This window comes from Bacteroides sp. (genome assembly GCF_052357945.1).
Lineage (GTDB): Bacteria > Bacteroidota > Bacteroidia > Bacteroidales > Bacteroidaceae > Bacteroides.
This window is the reverse complement of the sequence record NZ_DAWCXD010000014.1, coordinates 42664-63135: the sequence shown is the minus strand read 5'-3', so window position 1 is coordinate 63135 and position 20472 is coordinate 42664. Positions and strand designations below refer to the sequence as shown.

Below are 20472 nucleotides of genomic sequence, written 5' to 3'. Positions count from 1 at the left end.
TGTGCCTATTTTTCAATGATATATTTATTGATTTATATCGAACTCACGTTAAATATAAAATAGCCCTCGCTACAAATCTGTAACGGGGGTATTTTTTAGAGGAGTCATTTCTCCTCTTGCTAATGTTTTGTTTATGTGCTTTTTATATCTGAATACATCAATCAGATAATCCCTCTCACTCTATCGTCAAATGCAGAAAGCGCAGCTTTCGCTCCTTCGCCCATAGAGATAATAATTTGCTTATAAGGAACCGTAGAAACATCTCCGGCTGCATAGATACCCGTCACATTCGTACGGCAATGTGCATCAATCATGATTTCGCCCGGACGGTTGGTTTCCACTATGTCGCGGAATACACTGCTATTCGCAGAAAGCCCGATCTGTACAAATACACCATCCAACTCAACCAAACGTTCTTCTTCCGTTTTGCGATCTTTGATGCGCAGGGCAGTCAGTTTATCACCATTTCCTATCACTTCCGTAGTCTGTGAACTTACAAACACTTCCACGTTCGGCAATGATTTAAGTCGATCTTGAAGTACACTGTCTGCTTTCAACTCATCCATAAATTCAAAAACAGTGACTTTGGAGCAGATACCAGCCAAGTCAATCGCTGCCTCAATGCCGGAATTTCCTCCACCTACTACTGCTACATGTTTTCCCTTATAAAACGGCCCATCACAATGAGGGCAGAAAGCAACACCACGACCGATATACTCCGCTTCTCCCGGAACATTCAGTTTACGCCAGCTTGCACCAGTTGCAATAATCAGTGCCGGAGCCAGGAATTTCTCACCAACAGAGGTAGTGATCTGCTTCTGTTTTCCAACCACTTCTATTTTTTCTACTTTACGATGCTCCAGTAAATCCACCGGATAGCGTAAAAGATGTGTTTTCAGATTATCGGCAAGTTCATTTCCTGTCGTTTCCGGAACAGAGATTAAATTCTCAATACCTACCGTTTCTTTCACCTGTCCGCCAACACGCTCGGCCACGATAGCTACACGGAGTCCTTTACGGGCAGAATAAATAGCTGCCGATACTCCTGCAGGTCCTCCACCGGCTACAATCACATCATACTCTTTCACCTCTGCATTCGCTTTGGTTTCGTCAATACCATATTGTTCTTCCAACTTGGCAAGCAATTCGCCAAATTCACCACGGCCTACATGAAGTAATTTTCCATCTGCAAAGACAGAGGGTACTCCTTGTATCTTCAGTGCATCTACTTCGTCCTGATAAAGCGCACCGTCTACCATTTCATGCGTAATAGCCGGATTCAAAGTAGTCATTGCATTCAGAGCCTGCACTACGTCAGGGCAGTTCGTACAAGTCAACGAAACATAAGTGGTCAGATGTATCGGACCTTTCAGTGCTTTCACACGGTTGCAAACGGCCTCATCAGGAAAGTTCTTTCCTTTGCCATCCAGATTCAGGATAGCCAAAAGCAATGATGTGAACTCATGTCCGTTAGGAATACCCCGGAATGTGATTCCGGTGCGGTCGCCATTCTTCAGTAAAGTAAACTTCAATGCGTTTCCCTCATTCACTACACAAGTGATATGATTGGAACAATCCGCTACATCTCCCAGCAGCTCCAATAATTCTGTTTTGTTTTCGTGGCTGGATGATACGGATATATCAAAAGTAAAGTTTGCCTCCAGCCCAGCAAAAATACCCTTTAGTTGTTCTTTTAATGCAGATTCTAACATATCTTTTTCCTTTCATTTTTTTAAAAGAAAGGCCGGCAGCGTCTCCCGTTACCGGCCTCCCATAATCACCATTATCAAGATCTATCAAATCTTACCTACCAGGTCGATGCTTGGTTTCAGGGTAGACTCACCCTTCTTCCATTTAGCCGGGCAAACTTCTCCGTCATGGCTGGCTACAAACTGTGCAGCTTCCACTTTACGAAGCAATTCACTTGCATCACGGCCAATATTGTTATCATTCAGTTCCACCACTTTAATCTTTCCTTCCGGATTGACAACGAATGTACCGCGATAAGCCATACCCTCTTCTTCGATATATACACCCAGTGCACGGCTCAAAGCGCCAGTCGGGTCTGCCAACATCGGGTATTGAATCTTGCGAATACTTTCAGAAGCATCATGCCAAGCTTTGTGCACGAAATGAGAGTCAGTACTTACCGAATAGATTTCTACACCCATCGCCTTGAACTGATCGTACTTTTCAGCCATATCCACCAATTCAGTAGGACATACGAAAGTAAAGTCGGCAGGATAGAAGAAAAGAATCGCCCATTTACCTTTCAGGTCATTGTTGGTTACAGTCTTGAAAGCTCCGTTGTGAAAAGCCTGAACGCTGAATTCAGGAAGTTGAGAATTTAAAATTGGTTCCATAATCTTTATTGCTTTTATTGTTATTAATTGATTTGACTTATAACATCAGAAACAATCTTTTGTTTTTTGTTTCTGATGCAAAGATAAAGGCAGTCCCCCCGCCTTTGCAAAAAAAGTCCAATCGAATATTTCTATGCCATGATAGATGAAATTAATAAAAGCATTTTATAACTTTGCAAGCATAAACAAAAACCTGGAAAAGATATACGATCATGGAACATCCTCTTGCCCAATTCTTATATTGCCCTGAATGTGGTTCCTCTCATTTTGAGGTCAACAACGAGAAATCTAAAAAATGTGCAGATTGCGGCTTTGTCTATTACTTCAATCCTTCTGCCGCCACAGTAGCACTCATCTTGAATGAGAAAAATGAACTGCTTGTCTGCCGACGTGCCAAAGAGCCAGCCAAAGGAACTCTCGACCTACCCGGCGGATTCATCGATATGAATGAAACAGGCGAAGAAGGCGTTGCCCGCGAAGTGTTGGAAGAAACAGGGCTGAAAGTTAAAAAAGCCGTTTACCAGTTCACACTTCCCAATATTTATGTTTATTCAGGTTTCCCTGTACATACTCTCGATATGTTTTTCCTCTGCACTGTAGAAGACATGAGCCATTTCTCCGCCATGGATGATGTAACAGATGCTTTCTTCCTGCCTCTCTCCGAGATTCATCCGGAAGATTTTGGGTTGGATTCTATCCGGCACGGACTTAGCTTGTTTCTAGCTCAATGCCGCTAAGATAATCTCATCAGCCTGATAGATTGAGAGTATTTCATCTATAGTTATGTCCCATTTTTAAGATATTCCTCCAAAACATCAGATAAAAAAATAATGATCTGGAGAATAAAATGCATAAAAACATGCAACAATATGCAAAATCACAGGCTAATACCGTATAAATTCAAGTCGAATATGCATCTTTTTCTATCAATAAAAGATTCGTTGGTTTAAAACCAAGGAGTTCCTCCTCACCGAGAAACGCCTCCTTTCTCACCGACGAAGCTGCTTTTGCTCGGTGAGGAAGACAAATAAGGGAAAATTAAGACAATTTTTCTTCTATTTTATCACAAATATCGGAAAGACGACAAACAACAAAATGTCGGTTTCTAGCCACATTTCAGTTTACACAACAAGTAAAAAAGAAGAAAAGCATTACAATTTAATCGACAAACATCGTCTATAACAAAAAAAAAGAATTTCACACCTACAAATCTCTGCGCTTTTTAATATTTTTCAATCCCCCCAGTAATTACGCCTTTTATTCCTGTTTAAATATTCCTTTTATTAAGATAAGCCATTTTTCAGTAGTTAATTGATGTATTTGTAAAATAGAAGTTCATCTCAACCAAATAGATCAGAGTAATTGATCACATAACCTTAAACAATCATATTATATTACTATAAATGAACAAAATACGACATATTGTGTTATCTTTGTAACCACCATTAATTTAATGACCATTAAATTAACCACCATTAAGATAGCAATAATATGAAGTTCTACGACCGAAAGAAAGAAATGGCGATACTGTATGCAGCTAAAGAGCAATCACAAACGAGCGCTTGCTTTACTGTAATGACCGGACGCCGACGGATCGGAAAAACAGCTCTACTCTTAGAATCTGTCAAAGACACCCGATTCGTATATATATTTGTAGCAAGAAAGAGTGAAGTCCTGCTTTGCGCACAATATCAACCTGTCATTGAGGAAACACTTGGCATTCGTATCTATGGAGAAATCAGAGAGTTCGCACAACTCTTTGAACTGCTGATGCAACATTCCCAAAAGGAAAATTTCACATTAATCATTGACGAATTTCAAGAATTTCTCTATATCAATCCGTCTATCGTCAGTGACATACAACGTATTTGGGACCAATATCACGCGACTTCCAGAATCAATTTCATTGTATGCGGTTCCGTTTATTCAATGATGAAAAGAATATTCGAAGACCGCAAGGAGCCACTATACGGACGCCTTACCGCCCGAATTTCTCTGCATCCATTCACCACCACCGTTATCAAAGAGATTCTGGCAGACCATGCTCCCCAATTCACATCGGAAGATTTGCTTTGCCTGTATTTGCTGACAGGTGGAGTAGCCAAATACATCACCCTATTGATGGAAGCGAAAGCATTTAATAAAACTGCCATGATAAATTATGCGCTTTCCGAAGGCTCACCATTTCTGACAGAAGGCAAAGACATGTTGATTTCCGAGTTCGGGAAAGACTATACCAATTATTTTTCTATCCTATCTCTCATTGCGGAAGGAAAAACAACACAACGAGAGATTGATTCCATCATCAATAAAAACACCGGTTCCTATTTAGCCAACCTTGAGGATGAATATTCATTAATCAAAAAAGTGAAACCGATGTTCGCTAAACCTAATAGTCGTGCTACCCGTTATTGCCTGCAAGACAATTTTCTACGATTCTGGTTTCGCTTCATCTTCTCAAACAACGCAGTACTGGAAATGGGGAAAAACCATTTACTGATAGAATATGTAGAAAAGAACTACGAACAATACAGCGGCCTACTGTTAGAAAAATATTTCCGTGAACGTATCACTGAAGAAGAGGAAGTTACTGACGTAGGTAACTATTGGGACAAAAACGGAGAAAATGAAATAGACCTGATTGCCCTCAACCGGTTTAACAAAACAGCACTTATCGGAGAAGTAAAAAGAAATCCGAGAAAAATAAGTATCCCGGCATTGGAAAAGAAAGGAGAAACTTTACATAAAGAATTAAATGATTATAAAATAACTTTCAAAGGATTCTCATTGAAAGATATGTAGTACTTTTGCATAAACACCCGATTATGAAAAAAGAAATTACTAGACTCATTTGTGCGGCTATCTGCTGCACGCCTATGATAGGATTTGCCCAGACAAGTGATAAGCTCACTTCGACCGACAACCTTTATAAAGAAGGGAAAGAACTTTTCCAGGAAAAAAATTATGCAGCCGCCCTGCCGGCACTAAAAGCATTTGTAAAACAAAAGCCAGCCACCAGCCTTCTTCAAGACGCAGAATACATGCTGGCCAGTTCCGCTTATGAACTGAAAGACAAGAACCGGATCGAAATCCTGCGCAAGTATCTCGACCGTTATCCGGACACTCCTTACGCCAACCGTATTTATGCACTATTAGCCTCCTGCTATTTCTATGAAGGAAAATACGACGAAGCACTGGCACTCTTCAACTCTGCCGACCTCGGTCTACTGAGTAATGAAGAACGGGATGACTGCACTTATCAATTGGCTACCTGTTATCTGAAAACCGATAATCTACGAGAAGCCGCAATTTGGTTTGAAACATTGCGCGCCAACAGTCCCCAATATGCCAAAGACTGTGATTATTATCTCTCTTATATCCGCTATACGCAAAAACGCTATAACGAAGCACTGAAAGGTTTCATGCCGTTGCAGGACGATTCGAAGTACAAGGCACTTGTCCCCTACTACATTGCCGAAATTTATGCACAGCTTCAAAACTACGATAAAGCACAGATTGTAGCACAGAACTATCTGTCGACCTATCCAAATAACGAGCATGCCGCAGAGATGTATCGCATTCTAGGAGATGCCTACTACCACTTCGGACAATATCACCAAGCTGTGGAAGCATTCAACAATTACCTGAATAAAGATCATTCGGCTCCACGTCGCGATGCTCTTTATATGTTAGGGCTCTCCTACTATCAGACGAAAGTCTATTCCAAAGCAGCCGAAACATTAGGCAAGGTCACAACTGCCAATGATGCCCTTACTCAAAATGCATACCTCCACATGGGGCTCTCTTATCTGCAACTGGCGGAAAAAAGCAAAGCCCGCATGGCTTTCGAACAGGCAGCCGCCTCCAGCGCTAATATGCAAATCAAGGAACAGGCAGCTTACAATTACGCTCTTTGCCTGCATGAAACTTCCTTTTCCGCTTTCGGCGAATCCGTCACTGCCTTCGAGAAGTTCCTGAATGAATTCCCAACTTCTCCTTACGCTGAAAAAGTCAGCAGCTATTTGGTAGAAGTTTACATGAATACCCGCAGTTATGATGCAGCTCTGAAATCCATCGACCGGATAGCCAAACCAAGTGCACAAATATTGGAAGCCAAACAGAAAATCCTGTTCCAACTAGGTACACAAGCATTTGCCAATGCTGATTTCACACAGGCTCTTAAATATCTGAATCAATCCATCGCCATCGGACAATACAACCGGCAGACCAAAGCAGACGCTTACTACTGGTGCGGCGAATCTTACTACCGTCTCAACCGAATGACGGAAGCAACCCGTGACTTCAACGCTTACCTGCAACTCACCACCCAGCCCAATAACGAAATGTACGCACTTGCCAACTACAACCTAGGGTATATCGCTTTCCACCGCAAAGACTATACACAGGCAAGCAATTATTTCCAAAAGTACATCCAACTGGAAAAAGGTGAAAATACAACCGCGCTTGCCGATGCCTATAACCGTATCGGTGACTGTTACCTGCATGTACGCAGCTTCGAAGAAGCCAAACATTACTACTCACAAGCGGAACAAATGAATACTCCTTCCGGCGACTATTCTTTCTATCAACTCGCTCTCGTATCGGGACTACAGAAAGATTATTCCGGCAAAATCACTTTGTTAAACCGACTGGTGGGTAAATATCCTTCTTCTCCTTATGCAGTAAATGCCATTTATGAGAAAGGACGTTCTTATGTCCTGATGGATAACAACAATCAAGCCATTACCTCTTTCAAAGAATTGCTAAGCAAATACCCCGAAAGTCCTGTCAGCCGGAAAGCCGCTGCAGAAATCGGATTATTGTACTATCAGAAAGGAGACTACAATCAGGCTATCGGAGCTTACAAGGAAGTAATCGAAAAATATCCGGGCAGCGAAGAAGCCCGCCTTGCCATGCGTGACTTGAAATCTATTTATGTAGACCTGAACCGCATCGACGAATTTGCAGCTTTAGCAAATGCCATGCCGGGACATATCCGTTTCGATGCCAATGAACAAGACTCACTTACGTATGCCGCTGCAGAAAAGATTTATATAAAAGGCCGAATGGAAGAAGCCAAAACAAGTCTCAACAAATACTTGCAGACTTTCCCGGAAGGTGCTTTCAGCTTGAATGCGCATTATTACCTCTGCCTGATTGGTAACGAACAGAAGAATTACGATATGGTTCTTCTCCATTCCGGTAAGTTATTGGAGTATCCTAACAACCCATTTGCAGAAGAAGCGCTAATCTTGCGTGCCGAAATGCAGTTCAACCAACAAAACATGGCCGAAGCATTGGCTAGCTATAAAATGCTGAAAGAAAAAGCAACTAACGTAGAACGTCGCCAACTTGCCGAAACAGGAATTTTGCGTTGCGCCTTCCTGTTGAGAGATGACATAGAAACCATCCATGCAGCTACCGACCTGCTTGCAGAAGCCAAACTTAGTCCGGAGTTAAGGAACGAAGCTCTTTATTACCGTGCTAAAGCCTACACCAAGCAAAAGGCTGACAAAAAAGCACTGGAAGATTATCGTGAACTGGCAAAAGATACACGTAACTCTTACGGTGCCGAAGCAAAATATCAGGTTGCACAATCACTCTATGATGCAAAAGAATATGCCGCTGCAGAGAAAGAATTGCTCAACTATATAGAACAGAGCACACCTCATGCTTATTGGCTGGCACGTAGTTTTGTCCTTCTGTCCGATGTTTACCACGCTACAGGTAAAGATCTGGATGCACGTCAGTATCTGTTAAGTTTGCAACAGAATTACCAGGGTAATGACGATATTCAAAGCATGATTGAAAGCAGACTTCGTAAATTGAAAGTTGAGAATTGAGAATAAAAAAAATAGAAAAGTATGAAACGATCTCATTATATAATAGGAGGGCTCGCATTGGCAATCTCAATGCCATCCTGCCTTCAAGCCCAAACGACCCAACCGAAGGATACGACAATGAACCGCACGGTCGTTGTGGAACAAGAATATAACCCGGACATTATGGACGCTTCGAAAGTAAATGTCCTGCCTAAAGTAGAAGAACCGACAGTGAGTAAGAAAGAAGTAGAGTATGCTACAACGTTCTTTCCGGCTACTTCCGTTCCGGCAAGCCTGATGCGCCCCTATACCGGAAAAGAAGTTCAACTTGGCACTACCCCGGGATATATACGTGCCGGATATGGTAATTATGGCAATTTGGATGTTCTTGCCAATTATCTATTCCGCCTGTCGAAGAAAGACAAATTGAATGTACGTTTCCAAATGGATGGAATGGATGGTAAACTAACGCTTCCTTTCACAGACTCCGAAAAATGGAATGCATTTTATTATCGCACACGCGCAAATGTAGATTACACACACCAATTTAATAAACTAGACTTAAATATTGCCGGAAACTTCGGATTGAGCAACTTCAACTTCCAACCGGAAAGCGTAAACAGCAAACAGAAATTCACATCCGGTGACTTTCATGCGGGCATTCATTTCATTAATGAGACTGCACCACTGCGTTTCAATGCAGAAACAAATCTGTTGATGTATGAACGCCAGCATAACATGTTCAATGAATCTGAAGCCAATACAGGTATCAAGGAGACAATCATACGTACCAAAGGCGATGTCACGGGAGCTATCGGCGACCAACAATTAATAACTATCGCTTTGGAAATGAACAATCTTCTCTACAGCGGATATACAAAGAATGTTTCCACCGGAGATGAATATTTCAAGAACTACACAACGCTTCTTTTAAATCCATATTATGAACTGGATAATGATGACTGGAAATTGCATATCGGAGCCAATGTAGATTTATCTTTCGGATTTGATAAGTCTTTCCGTATCTCACCCGATATCACTGCACAGTATATTTTTTCTGATAGCTACATTGTTTATGCAAAAGCAACTGGTGGTAAGCAACTGAATGATTTCCGTAAATTAGAAAAGATCTGTCCTTACAGCGAACTGCCGGAGGCAAATACCACTGCTACTTTGGGATATGTGCAACGTCCTTATGATACTTACGAGCAAATCAACGGTAGTATCGGATTCAAAGCAAGCCCTTATCCGGGACTTTGGTTCAACATGTTCGGTGGTTATCAGAATCTAAAGAACGACTTATCTTATTTAGGTTTTGACCCAAGTAATATTCATTCAGGTTCTTATCTTTCTTTTGCTCAAGATAATACAGATAATCTCTACCTTGGCGGTGAAATCAGTTACGATTACAAAGATATCCTCGGAATATCAGCTAAATATACTTACCGTAATTGGGACAGCAAAACAGAGGAATATCTGTTGGCTGTGAAACCAGTCAGTGAAATGTCTTTCAATGTACGTATTCATCCGATCTCTGCTCTTAACATAAATCTGGGTTATGATTACATCAACCGGAAAGAAGTGAAAGAGTATGCAAAAATGACCGCAATTAATGATTTGCATATCGGAGCCAGCTATAATGTATTCAAAGGAGTATCTGTTTATGCGCAAGTACATAACCTGCTAAACAAGAAATATCAATATTATTTAGGTTATCCTACGGAAGGATTCAATTTCTTAGGAGGATTGAGTTTCCGATTCTAAATTAATGAAAGGGGCGTTTCCATTTCCGGATAACGCCCCTTCTCAAAAACTTAAACTTCAATTATTTTGTTGTCTTCACTACAAATCCGTCACCAATAGATTTATAAACCTTGTATTTCTTCTGCCGACAGACCTGTTATCTGTGAAATAGTATTAATAGGAATATTCAAAGCCTTCATATTACGTGCTGTTTCTCTTTTTTCTTCCGCACGTCCTTCTGCACGACCTTCCGCGCGACCCTCTGCACGTTCTGTCAATATATTATCTTTCAATATTACAATATTATCCAAATGACGATAATATGCTTCAAGTTCAGTTTTCGTCATTTTATCGAGTTTCAATCGTTCACGGGCCTCCGTCAAACCGGGAGCAGTAGCACTATCTGGTATATCACCTGTATTCAGATAACAAATCCATTCTTCCAACGGACTCTTGGCAACCTGATTAAAGTCATTCACCTTTAATATATAATATTCAGGATAAAGCTGACTGACAGCATCGACCTTAAACGTCTGTTTTTGGAACGGAGTCAACTCCAGCACATCATTCTGATGAATCCCTCTGAACTCCGTTTTACCATGATATACTATATCCTTTCCATTGCCTAATGAAAAATAGACAATATTGACGCTATACACTTTGCGTACTTTATCATAACCTTCTCCACGATTGATGTACTCGGTCACCAATTTAGAAGTACCAAACAACATACGTTGGAAATACGCATACTCATTGTTATTCTGGACTTCAATCAGAATAAGTTCTCCTTTAGAGTTCTCCGCAAGCATATCAACACGATTATACTTATCAAACTCATCTTCTTGATTTCCTTCACTTTCCAACAATTTCTGAATGACAATCTTTTCATTGAGAAGAGTAGTCAGAAAGCCTTCAAGAACTGCAAAGTTGGCTTTATTACGCAATAAGCGTTTCATAGCCCAATCGAAACGAATATAATTACTAGCCATAGGTTCGTCTCCTTTCCCATTTTCTTTTTTCATGCAAACAAAGGTAAGCAGAAAATGTTTAATATCAAGTATATATATCCGATAAAATGACTCATCCTACCTTTATATAGACTACCGATCGTCCCGCTCCATACTTTTTTAAAATCCCTTTTTCAATAAATGCATTAATATCCTGCAATGCCTGTGTTTTTGTCTTTCCAACAAGTAAGGCATAATCCTGCCGATTAATACATGGATTCTTTTCTAAGAATTTATTTAATCGCTGCAAGCATTTTTCTTCTGCTAATGGATTCTTCACACGAAAAGGCGAATGATAACGTTGTAATACCAATTCAGTCTCAATATCCTTCTTAAACTGACGGTTGATTCTCAAATTAATATCTTTAAGAGATACTGACGGTGAACGCAAGTCTTTTGAATCAGTCACTTCTTTGTTCACATTCAAAGAAAGAGTAAAATAACCAATATCACCCAATTCAACGGAAAATCCCTTCAAAAGCAAATGTCTTAGTTCTTTCGAGATAGCTTCTATGACACCTACCACTTGCGCATGAGGCATATGCTGAAATGCAGTCACTTGTTCTACAAATTCTTCGGCTGTATAACTGCCTTTCAAAACGACACGTGCATGCAGTGGTAGTTCTTCTCCACTCTTATCAGGGTTGGGAGTCTCATAAAGGTCATAATTAACACTCATTACTTATTAGTTTTTCATTGGAAAAGATTAATTTCTCTCTTCCAATATATTATTTATTCAATTTACTATTCAGTTTCCGTTTGACTATAGTCAAGCGATAGCTCAACAGTTGTCAGGCGTTCGTTTGACAACTGTCAAACGAAAACTAACTTACTAATGAGACAAATGTACGTAGAATATAGAGAAACTAACCTATACCAATTGATATTTTATTTCCTGCAATAAAATGTAAATCTTAAGATTTTATTAAATTCTCCTTATAATATAAGGTAGGGAGAATCTTTTTTTTTACTTTTGTCCCCGAATATTGTGGTACAAGCCATTATAAAAGAAAGAATTATGCAGAAAAACCTTGTCATTGTCGAGTCTCCGGCAAAAGCAAAAACGATTGAAAAGTTTCTTGGGAAAGATTTTAAAGTCCTTTCTAGTTACGGACACATACGCGATCTGAAGAAAAAAGAATTCAGCATCGACGTAGAGAAGAATTTTACACCCAGCTACGAAATCCCGGCAGACAAAAAGGCTCTGGTTAACACACTGAAGACAGAAGCTAAAGACGCAGAAACCGTATGGCTCGCATCCGATGAGGACCGCGAAGGAGAAGCGATCGCCTGGCATCTGTATGAGGTCTTAAAACTAAAACCGGAAAACACAAAACGAATCGTATTTCATGAAATTACGAAAAGCGCTATTTTAAAAGCAATTGAACAACCACGCGACATTGACCTCAACCTCGTAAATGCACAGCAAGCACGACGGATTCTGGACCGTATCGTAGGTTTCGAACTCTCTCCCGTGCTTTGGAGAAAAGTGAAACCGGCACTTTCTGCCGGACGTGTTCAGTCTGTCGCTGTCCGCCTGATCGTTGAACGTGAACGTGAAATACATGCTTTCCAAACGGAAGCTGCTTATCGCATCACTGCCGTATTCCTCGTTCCGGACACGGACGGAAAACTGGTGGAGATGAAGGCTGAACTGGCTCGCCGCATTAAAACAAAAGAAGAAGCAAAAGCTTTCCTCAACGCATGTCAGGGAGCAAGCTTTACCATCGACGATATTACTACCCGCCCGGTCAAGAAAACGCCTCCTGCTCCATTCACGACATCTACACTGCAACAGGAAGCCGCACGCAAACTGGGATATACCGTAGCGCAGACCATGATGCTCGCGCAACGCTTATACGAATCGGGATTCATCACTTATATGCGTACAGACTCTGTCAACCTCTCGGAATTTGCGACAGCAGGCAGTAAAGACGCTATCATCAAAATGATGGGTGACCGCTACGTACACCCCCGTCATTTCGAAACAAAGACTAAAGGTGCACAAGAAGCGCATGAGGCTATCCGTCCTACCTATATGGAAAACCAGTCCGTTGAAGGAACAGCACAGGAAAAGAAACTGTACGACTTGATATGGAAACGCACCATTGCCTCACAAATGGCAGATGCGGAACTGGAAAAGACAACTGCTACCATAACAATAAGTGGCAGCAGCGATGTATTTACAGCCATCGGCGAAGTGATTAAGTTCGACGGATTCCTGCGTGTATACCGTGAATCTTATGATGATGACAACGAACAGGAAGATGAGAGCCACCTGCTTCCTCCTCTGAAAAAAGGCCAGAAGTTGGAACACGGCCCTATCATCGCAACCGAACGTTTCACCCAACGTCCTCCACGCTATACGGAAGCAAGTCTCGTACGCAAGTTGGAAGAACTGGGTATCGGACGTCCGTCTACGTATGCACCTACTATCTCTACCATCCAACAACGCGAATATGTGGAGAAAGGTAATAAAGACGGGGAAGAACGGCAGTTTAATGTCATGACATTGAAAGATGGTCAGATTAAGGATGAAAACCATACTGAAATTACCGGTGCAGAAAAGGCTAAGTTATTCCCAACGGATACCGGCACTGTAGTAAATGATTTCCTTACCGAATATTTCCCGGACATTCTGGATTTCAACTTTACCGCTAGCGTAGAAAAGGAATTTGACGAGATTGCAGAAGGAGAAGTGAAATGGACTTCTATCATGAAGAATTTCTATGATAAGTTCCATCCGTCTGTAGAAAATACATTGGCTATCAAGACGGAACATAAAGTAGGCGAACGTATTCTGGGAGAAGAACCGGGAACAGGTAAGACTGTTTCTGTTAAGATTGGTCGCTTCGGTCCTGTTGTACAGATTGGTACTGTAGAAGATGAAGAAAAACCACGCTTCGCACAAATGAAAAAAGGTCAATCCATGGAAACCATCACTTTGGAAGAAGCACTGGAATTATTCAAATTACCTCGTACACTGGGCGAATATGAAGGAAAATCAGTCAGTGTAGGCGTAGGGCGTTTCGGTCCGTATGTCCTGCACAATAAGGTATATGTATCGCTCCCGAAAACACTTGACCCGATGGAAATTACTTTGGAAGAGGCAGAACAGCTGATTCTGGAGAAACGCCAGAAAGAAACGGAACGCCACATCAAGAAGTTTGAAGAGGAGCCGGAACTTGAGATTCTGAACGGACGTTACGGACCTTATATTACCTATAAGGGTTCTAATTATAAAATTCCTAAAGATATCGTCCCGCAGGATTTGAGTTTGGCTAGCTGTTTGGAACTCATCAAATTACAAGATGAAAAAGGACCAGCGACCACAAAAAAAGGACGATTCGCGAAAAAGAAATAAAAAAACTAGAAAAAGAGCAAATTATATAATTAAATGTATATATTTGCTCTTTATCTTTTAATACACAAACTTATGAAGCAAACAAATTTAAAGTATTTAATGATAGGAGTGCTTACCATAGCTTCCATCAGTTGCATGGACAAAGAGCGTGACTTATCTTGGGAGAGAAGGCATATGCCAAAAAAGGCATACTTCGACTTCAACATGACCCAAGCTGTCGCTTTGGATATCAATTATTGTTTCAAAAGCAAAAATTATCGTGTCCTTTTTAACATTTACGATCAAGATCCCATTGAATACTCAGCTGACGGCAGCGTGTCCCAAAAGGACATAGAGCCTATCTACCGTGCAGTTACAGACGAAGAAGGCAAATTCAGCGGAGAGATGAATATCCCGGCGGACCTCTCGGAAGTATGGTTATCATCGGATTATTTAGCCACCGTATCTCCTCTTAAACTAACGATTGACGACAGTCGTCGACTTTCATTTAATCAAGATGCATATATCGCTGCCTTACGCTCACAAACGGCATCAAAAACCAGAGGAGTGACCGTGAACCAACATACCTATTTAAAAGAATGGCATGTTCTTCCCGATGCAGACTGGGATAACAGCGGAAGGCCAACCAACCTGGAACCTAAAATAAACATACCTCCGGCAGACGTACTATACAACATCAAGTATGTTTTCAGAAAGGTTACAGTCAAAGATGAGAGCGGTAAAAGCAAGGTTATGAACATCAGTCAGAATTATCCGGAGTTTTTTGATGGTTCCATTAAAATGACTTCAGATATTCCAATTATTAACCCGACCGAAGTGAGTCTCGTATTTATAGCCAGCTCTGCTGCATGGTACAATACAGTTGGATATTACACCTATCCTACCAACAATCCGCCCCAGAGCGCGAGTGATATAAAACAAATAATCGCATTTCCAAACACCTCTCCTATTTACAAGACTTTAGGAGCAGGAGCATTAGTGTGTGGCGAAGAAATAAAACTCAAATATTGGAATGAAGACACACGGGAATACGAAGACAAATTTCCTGCAGGAGTCACAATTGGCTGGTGCCTGCAAGGTATGGGATTCAAGAGCAAACTCACCTCAGAAACAGATAAAGACAAAGTGGGCGATATCATAAAAGGTATGGGGGCACGCTACTCCACCAGGAATCTAAACACGAATAATACACAAAGAACTGTATCTCTCCGTGATTCCAAGTCCGGGCAGATTGTAGCAGTAGGATTCGAAGATAACATTGACTTCGATTATGCAGATGCCATCTTCTATATTCATACGTCAGAAAAGAATGCTATTGACCCGACATTGCCTCCACTGCCTGAGGACCCCGAAGCAATCCCCGAGCAATATAAAATTTCTTATTCCGGTACACTGGCTTTTGAAGACTTATGGCCTAAGTTAGGTGATTACGATATGAATGACGTAATGGTAAAGTACACCTGTACGATGACCCGAAATGCTCTTGACAATCGCATTTACGAAATAGAAGACAAATTTATCTTACAGCACTGTGGCGGTTATCTGCAAAACGGATTTGGATATCAATTGCACAACCTCTCAAACAGCAATGTCAAGAGCGTAAAAATAACGGGGCCTGATGCCAGTGGTTTATCAAGTTCTATATACATGGAAGGAAAAGAAACAGAGCCTGGACAGTCTCACCCAACCATATTGTTGTATGACGACATGACAAAATTCAAAAATATCACTGATGAATCAAAGAAAAAATATACTGTAACCATCACGCTTGATGGAGCTAGTGAGAAAGATGTGGTACCTCCTTACAACCCGTTTATCTTCATCAGTTCCAACGAGGGTAGAGGCAAAGAATTACATCTGATAAATTATCCCCCGACTGACAAAGCCGACTTATCGTTACTGGGAACCGGAAAAGACATCTACAGACCAGAAGAAGGGATGTATTATGTTTCTGCAGACTTGATGCCGTTTGCTATCAATATGCCGGTAAGTAATCTCCCGGTTCCAGAGGAAGGGAAACGAATCGATCAATCATATCCCAAGTTCTCTGGATGGGTATCATCGAATGGGAAACAAAATAAAGATTGGTACAAATAAAGATTGATACGATTTAAATAAGAGCAGCCCGGATATTGGATGGGGAGAATAAAACACATACGGGGTTCCTTTTATATATAAAAGAAACCCCGCAGAAGTATATTTTGTTCAGAGAAAGTCTTACATTCTGGAAGGAACTTCGATACCCAGCAAATTCATTCCCAAGCGAACAACTTTAGCCACATTAGCAGACAGAGCGATACGGAATACTTTCACCGCCTCACTCTCTTCGCGCAGAATACTATAGTCATGATAGAACTGGTTGTATTCTTTCACCAAGTCATAAGTATAATTGGCAATAATAGACGGGCTGTAATCTTCACCGGCTTGTTTTACAACAGCAGCAAAGTCGGCAACCATCTGAATCAGCCCTTCTTCCTTTTCACTCAATTCAACACCAACCGGAATCTGTTCAGGAATTACGATACCTGATTCGGCAGCTTTCCGAAGTACAGACTGGATACGTGCATAAGTATATTGAATAAACGGACCTGTATTACCGTTGAAGTCGATAGATTCTTTCGGATTGAATGTCATATTCTTACGGGCATCGACTTTCAGAATGAAATATTTCAATGCTCCCAGACCCACAATACGGGCAATATCATCAGCTTCTTCCTGTGTCAAACCATCCAGTTTGCCAAGTTCTTGTGAAGTTTCTTTAGCAGTGGCAATCATTTCCTCCATTAAGTCGTCAGCATCAACTACCGTACCCTCACGGGATTTCATCTTACCTTCCGGCAGTTCCACCATTCCGTAAGAGAAGTGTACCAGACTCTTACCCCATTCGAAACCAAGTTTATCGAGCAAGATAGAAAGCACCTGGAAGTGATAGTTCTGTTCGTTACCTACTACATAAATCATCTTATTAATCGGGTAATCGGCAAAACGAAGTTTAGCCGTACCGATATCCTGAGTCATGTAGACAGAAGTACCGTCACCACGGAGAAGGAGCTTATGATCCAGTCCTTCGGCAGTCAGGTCGGCCCATACGGAACCGTCTTCTTTCTTGTAGAAGAAACCTTTTTCCAGACCTTCCATTACCTTTTCTTTTCCTTCGAGGTAAGTATTGGATTCATAATAGATCTTGTCGAAGCTGACACCCATCTTCTTGTAGGTTTCGTCGAATCCGGCATATACCCAGTTGTTCATCATTTCCCACAATCCGCGTACTTCCGGATCACCGGCTTCCCACTTCACCAGCATTTCGCGGGCTTCCTGCATCAATGGAGATTCAGCTTCAGCCTTTGCTTTCGCTTCATCGTCACTCATTCCCTGCGCTGTAAATTTAGCCATCAGTTCCTTTACTTCCGCTTTATAATGCTTATCGAAAGATACATAATAATCACCTACCAGGTGGTCACCCTTCTTACCCGAAGTTTCAGGAGTTTCACCGTTTCCGTATTTCTTCCATGCCAGCATGGACTTACAGATGTGGATACCACGATCGTTTACAATATTTGTTTTGACTACCTTATTGCCGTTTGCCGCCACAATATTAGCCAATGCGTTGCCTAAAAGGTTATTACGCACGTGTCCCAAGTGAAGCGGTTTGTTTGTATTCGGAGAAGAATACTCAATCATCACCAATGGAGAAGCGTCAGTGACCTGCACCAAGCCGTACTGTTCATCCGCCTGAATCTCGTTCAGCAATTCAATCCATGTAGCCGATGCAATAGTCAGGTTCAAGAACCCTTTTATCACATTAAACGCTGCTACAGCCGGATCGTTTGCCTTCAGATATTCACCGATTTCCTGTGCTGTTTGCTCCGGTCCTTTTTTTGACATTTTCAGGAAAGGGAATACCACCAACGTCAAATGTCCTTCAAATTCTTTCTTCGTTTTTTGCAACTGCACCATCTTTTCAGGAACTTCCTGACCGTAAAGTGCTTTGAGTCCGTTAAGGACGGACGCTACAAGTTTATCTTCTATCTTCATAATCAAGTTATTTCTTGCGCGCAAAGATACAAAAAAAGGAGACGCATCACGTCTCCTCTCTTAATTTCTTTCAACTATCTATCTTATTCAACAGCTGCAGATAATTCAGCACCAGCTTTAAATTTAGCAACTTTCTTAGCAGGAATAGTAATAGTTGCCTTTGTAGAAGGGTTAATACCAGTTCTTTCAGCTCTTTCGCTTACTGAGAAAGTACCAAAACCTACGAGAGATACTTTGTCACCAGCTTTCATAGCATTAGTAACTGAAGTGATGAAAGCATCAAGTGCTTTTTTTGCATCGGCTTTGCTCATTTGAGCTTCAGCAGCCATTGCGCTAATAAGGTCAGACTTATTCATAATACGTAAAATGATTAATTAATATATATGTTACACAAAAGATTATCCCACAATGGATTGATTCCACAAATATAGCCGAACAAAACAACATATCAAATAAAAACATAAAAAAAACGCAGCAAATTATTGAAAAAGAGCTAATAGGAAGCGTTTTTCATGCTTTAAAACAGAATTTATTCGTACTTTTGCGTCTATTATCTAAATATTCAGAAATTAAAATGATGCCAACTGTAACTAAAAACCTGATAATTATCAATGTACTAGTATTTTTCGGGACAATCGTAGCCCAACGTTACGGCCTGGATTTAACGAATTATCTGGGATTACATTTTTTCCTTGCAAGTGATTTTAATCCGGCACAGCTAATCACTTATATGTTCATGCACGGTGGATTCAGTCACATTTTCTTTAATATGTTTGCCGTTTTTATGTTCGGACCGATTCTCGAACAAACCTGGGGACCCAAACGTTTCCTCTTCTACTATATTCTCTGCGGTATCGGTGCGGGACTTATCCAGGAAGGAGTGCAGTATATTCAATATGTAACGGAACTTAGCCACTACGCACAAGTGAATATAGGTACAGGTATTATCCCAATGGAAGAGTATTTGAACATGATGACCACCGTAGGTGCTTCGGGAGCCGTTTACGCCATATTGCTGGCATTCGGTATGTTATTTCCCAATAACCGGTTGTTTATCTTCCCGCTGCCATTTCCTATCAAAGCGAAGTTCTTCGTTATAGGATACGCCGCGATTGAATTATGGTCAGGGCTTACCAATAGCGCCGGAGATAATGTCGCTCACTTTGCTCACTTGGGAGGAATGTTATTCGGATTGATCCTGATTTTGTACTGGAGAAAAAAAAGCAACAACAATGGGACATATTATAGCTGATTTAAAAGAGACATTCAGAAGAGGAAATATTTTTATCCAACTGATTTATATCAACGTAGGCATCTTTGTGATTGGCACGTTGATTAACGTTTTCTTGCGACTGTTTGAAGTAAGTACCCCCGATATATTCGGTATATTTGCCCTGCCGGCATCCTTTATCGGATTTATTCATCAGCCGTGGTCGTTATTTACTTATATGTTTATGCATGCCGGCATCCTGCATATTCTATTCAATATGCTTTGGCTGTATTGGTTCGGAAGTTTGTTTCTCTACTTTTTCTCGGCAAAACATTTAAGAGGTTTATATGTACTGGGAGGTATTTGTGGAGGTTTGCTGTATATGATTGCCTACAATGTATTTCCTTTATTCAGCTCGCAAGTAGCGGGGGCAACATTAGTAGGAGCATCAGCCTCCGTGTTAGCCATCGTAGCTGCCACGGCTTATCGTGAGCCTAATTACAGGGTACAACTTTTTCTTTTCGGTGCCATCCGTCTCAAATACCTGGCACTGATCGTTATCGGAATTGATGTATTGTCCATTACCTCAAGCAATGCCGGAGGACATATCGCCCATTTAGGCGGTGCCCTTGCAGGACTTTGGTTTGCTGCCAGCCTAAGCAAAGGAACTGATTTAACTTCCTGGATCAACTGGATTCTGGATGGTTTCATCTCTCTGTTTCAGAAGAAAACATGGAAACGGAAACCGAAAATGAAAGTACATTACGGCAACAGTGCTACCGGTCGTGAGAAGGATTATGATTACAACGCTCAAAAGAAAGCACAGTCTGATGAAGTAGACCGTATTCTGGAAAAACTTAAAAAATCCGGCTACGACAGTCTGACAACAGAAGAAAAGAAAAGCTTGTTCGACGCAAGCAAAAGATAA

Annotated in this window: 14 protein-coding genes; 8 read left to right on the top strand and 6 right to left on the bottom strand. The window is 41.1% G+C overall.

The features are described from left to right. Positions 1–161 precede the first annotated feature (161 nt). Entirely contained in the window at positions 162–1712 is a 1551-nt protein-coding gene (ahpF, locus tag ACT8YW_RS05475; protein ID WP_444104277.1) for an alkyl hydroperoxide reductase subunit F, read from the bottom strand. An 84-nt stretch (positions 1713–1796) separates the two neighbouring features. Beyond that, entirely contained in the window at positions 1797–2363 is a 567-nt protein-coding gene (ahpC, locus tag ACT8YW_RS05470) for an alkyl hydroperoxide reductase subunit C (protein WP_004307892.1), read from the bottom strand. Between the two features lie 212 nt (positions 2364–2575). Here ahpC and ACT8YW_RS05465 point away from each other — a divergent pair, with 212 nt between their 5' ends. From ACT8YW_RS05465 to ACT8YW_RS05450, 4 genes are all read left to right on the top strand, one after another. Further along, positions 2576–3100 (top strand): NUDIX domain-containing protein, encoded by a 525-nt coding sequence (locus tag ACT8YW_RS05465; protein WP_444104276.1) that lies wholly within the window; start codon positions 2576–2578, stop codon positions 3098–3100. 754 nt (positions 3101–3854) lie between these two features. Beyond that, positions 3855–5165: an ATP-binding protein gene (locus ACT8YW_RS05460; protein WP_444104275.1), complete on the top strand. Its 1311-nt coding sequence runs from the start codon at positions 3855–3857 to the stop codon at positions 5163–5165. A gap of 23 nt (positions 5166–5188) precedes the next feature. Further along, entirely contained in the window at positions 5189–8206 is a 3018-nt protein-coding gene (locus ACT8YW_RS05455) for a tetratricopeptide repeat protein (RefSeq protein ID WP_444104274.1), read from the top strand. Between the two features lie 21 nt (positions 8207–8227). Further along, positions 8228–9949, top strand: coding sequence for a TonB-dependent receptor (locus ACT8YW_RS05450; protein WP_444104273.1), 1722 nt, complete (start codon positions 8228–8230; stop codon positions 9947–9949). Between the two features lie 101 nt (positions 9950–10050). Here the strand turns inward: ACT8YW_RS05450 and ACT8YW_RS05445 are convergent, their stop codons facing one another. Beyond that, complete coding sequence (locus tag ACT8YW_RS05445) at positions 10051–10950, bottom strand: Rpn family recombination-promoting nuclease/putative transposase (protein WP_004323868.1); 900 nt, start codon at positions 10948–10950, stop codon at positions 10051–10053. A gap of 58 nt (positions 10951–11008) precedes the next feature. Beyond that, a complete protein-coding gene (locus tag ACT8YW_RS05440; protein WP_004323869.1) occupies positions 11009–11614 on the bottom strand; it encodes an HU family DNA-binding protein in 606 nt (201 codons plus the stop codon). 339 nt (positions 11615–11953) lie between these two features. Here ACT8YW_RS05440 and topA point away from each other — a divergent pair, with 339 nt between their 5' ends. Continuing rightward, positions 11954–14299 carry a type I DNA topoisomerase gene (gene topA / locus ACT8YW_RS05435; protein WP_444104272.1) on the top strand — a complete coding sequence of 782 codons (2346 nt, stop codon included), beginning with the start codon at positions 11954–11956 and terminating at the stop codon, positions 14297–14299. 72 nt (positions 14300–14371) lie between these two features. Further along, positions 14372–16396 (top strand): LruC domain-containing protein, encoded by a 2025-nt coding sequence (locus tag ACT8YW_RS05430; protein ID WP_444104271.1) that lies wholly within the window; start codon positions 14372–14374, stop codon positions 16394–16396. Positions 16397–16516: 120 nt separating this feature from the next. Here ACT8YW_RS05430 and argS read toward each other — a convergent pair whose 3' ends face one another. Both argS and ACT8YW_RS05420 read right to left on the bottom strand, forming a co-directional pair. Then, complete coding sequence (gene argS / locus ACT8YW_RS05425) at positions 16517–18334, bottom strand: arginine--tRNA ligase (protein ID WP_444104270.1); 1818 nt, start codon at positions 18332–18334, stop codon at positions 16517–16519. An 83-nt stretch (positions 18335–18417) separates the two neighbouring features. Further along, positions 18418–18690 (bottom strand): HU family DNA-binding protein, encoded by a 273-nt coding sequence (locus ACT8YW_RS05420; protein WP_004296482.1) that lies wholly within the window; start codon positions 18688–18690, stop codon positions 18418–18420. Positions 18691–18911: 221 nt separating this feature from the next. Between ACT8YW_RS05420 and ACT8YW_RS05415 the strand changes: the two genes are divergently transcribed. Beyond that, positions 18912–19586, top strand: a complete 675-nt coding sequence (locus ACT8YW_RS05415) for a rhomboid family intramembrane serine protease (protein WP_444104280.1) — start codon at positions 18912–18914, stop codon at positions 19584–19586. Continuing rightward, the gene (locus ACT8YW_RS05410; protein ID WP_128858323.1) at positions 19567–20472 is read left to right on the top strand and encodes a rhomboid family protein; all 906 of its coding nucleotides are present in this window, start codon (positions 19567–19569) and stop codon (positions 20470–20472) included. The genes ACT8YW_RS05415 and ACT8YW_RS05410 overlap by 20 nt, the downstream gene beginning before the upstream one ends.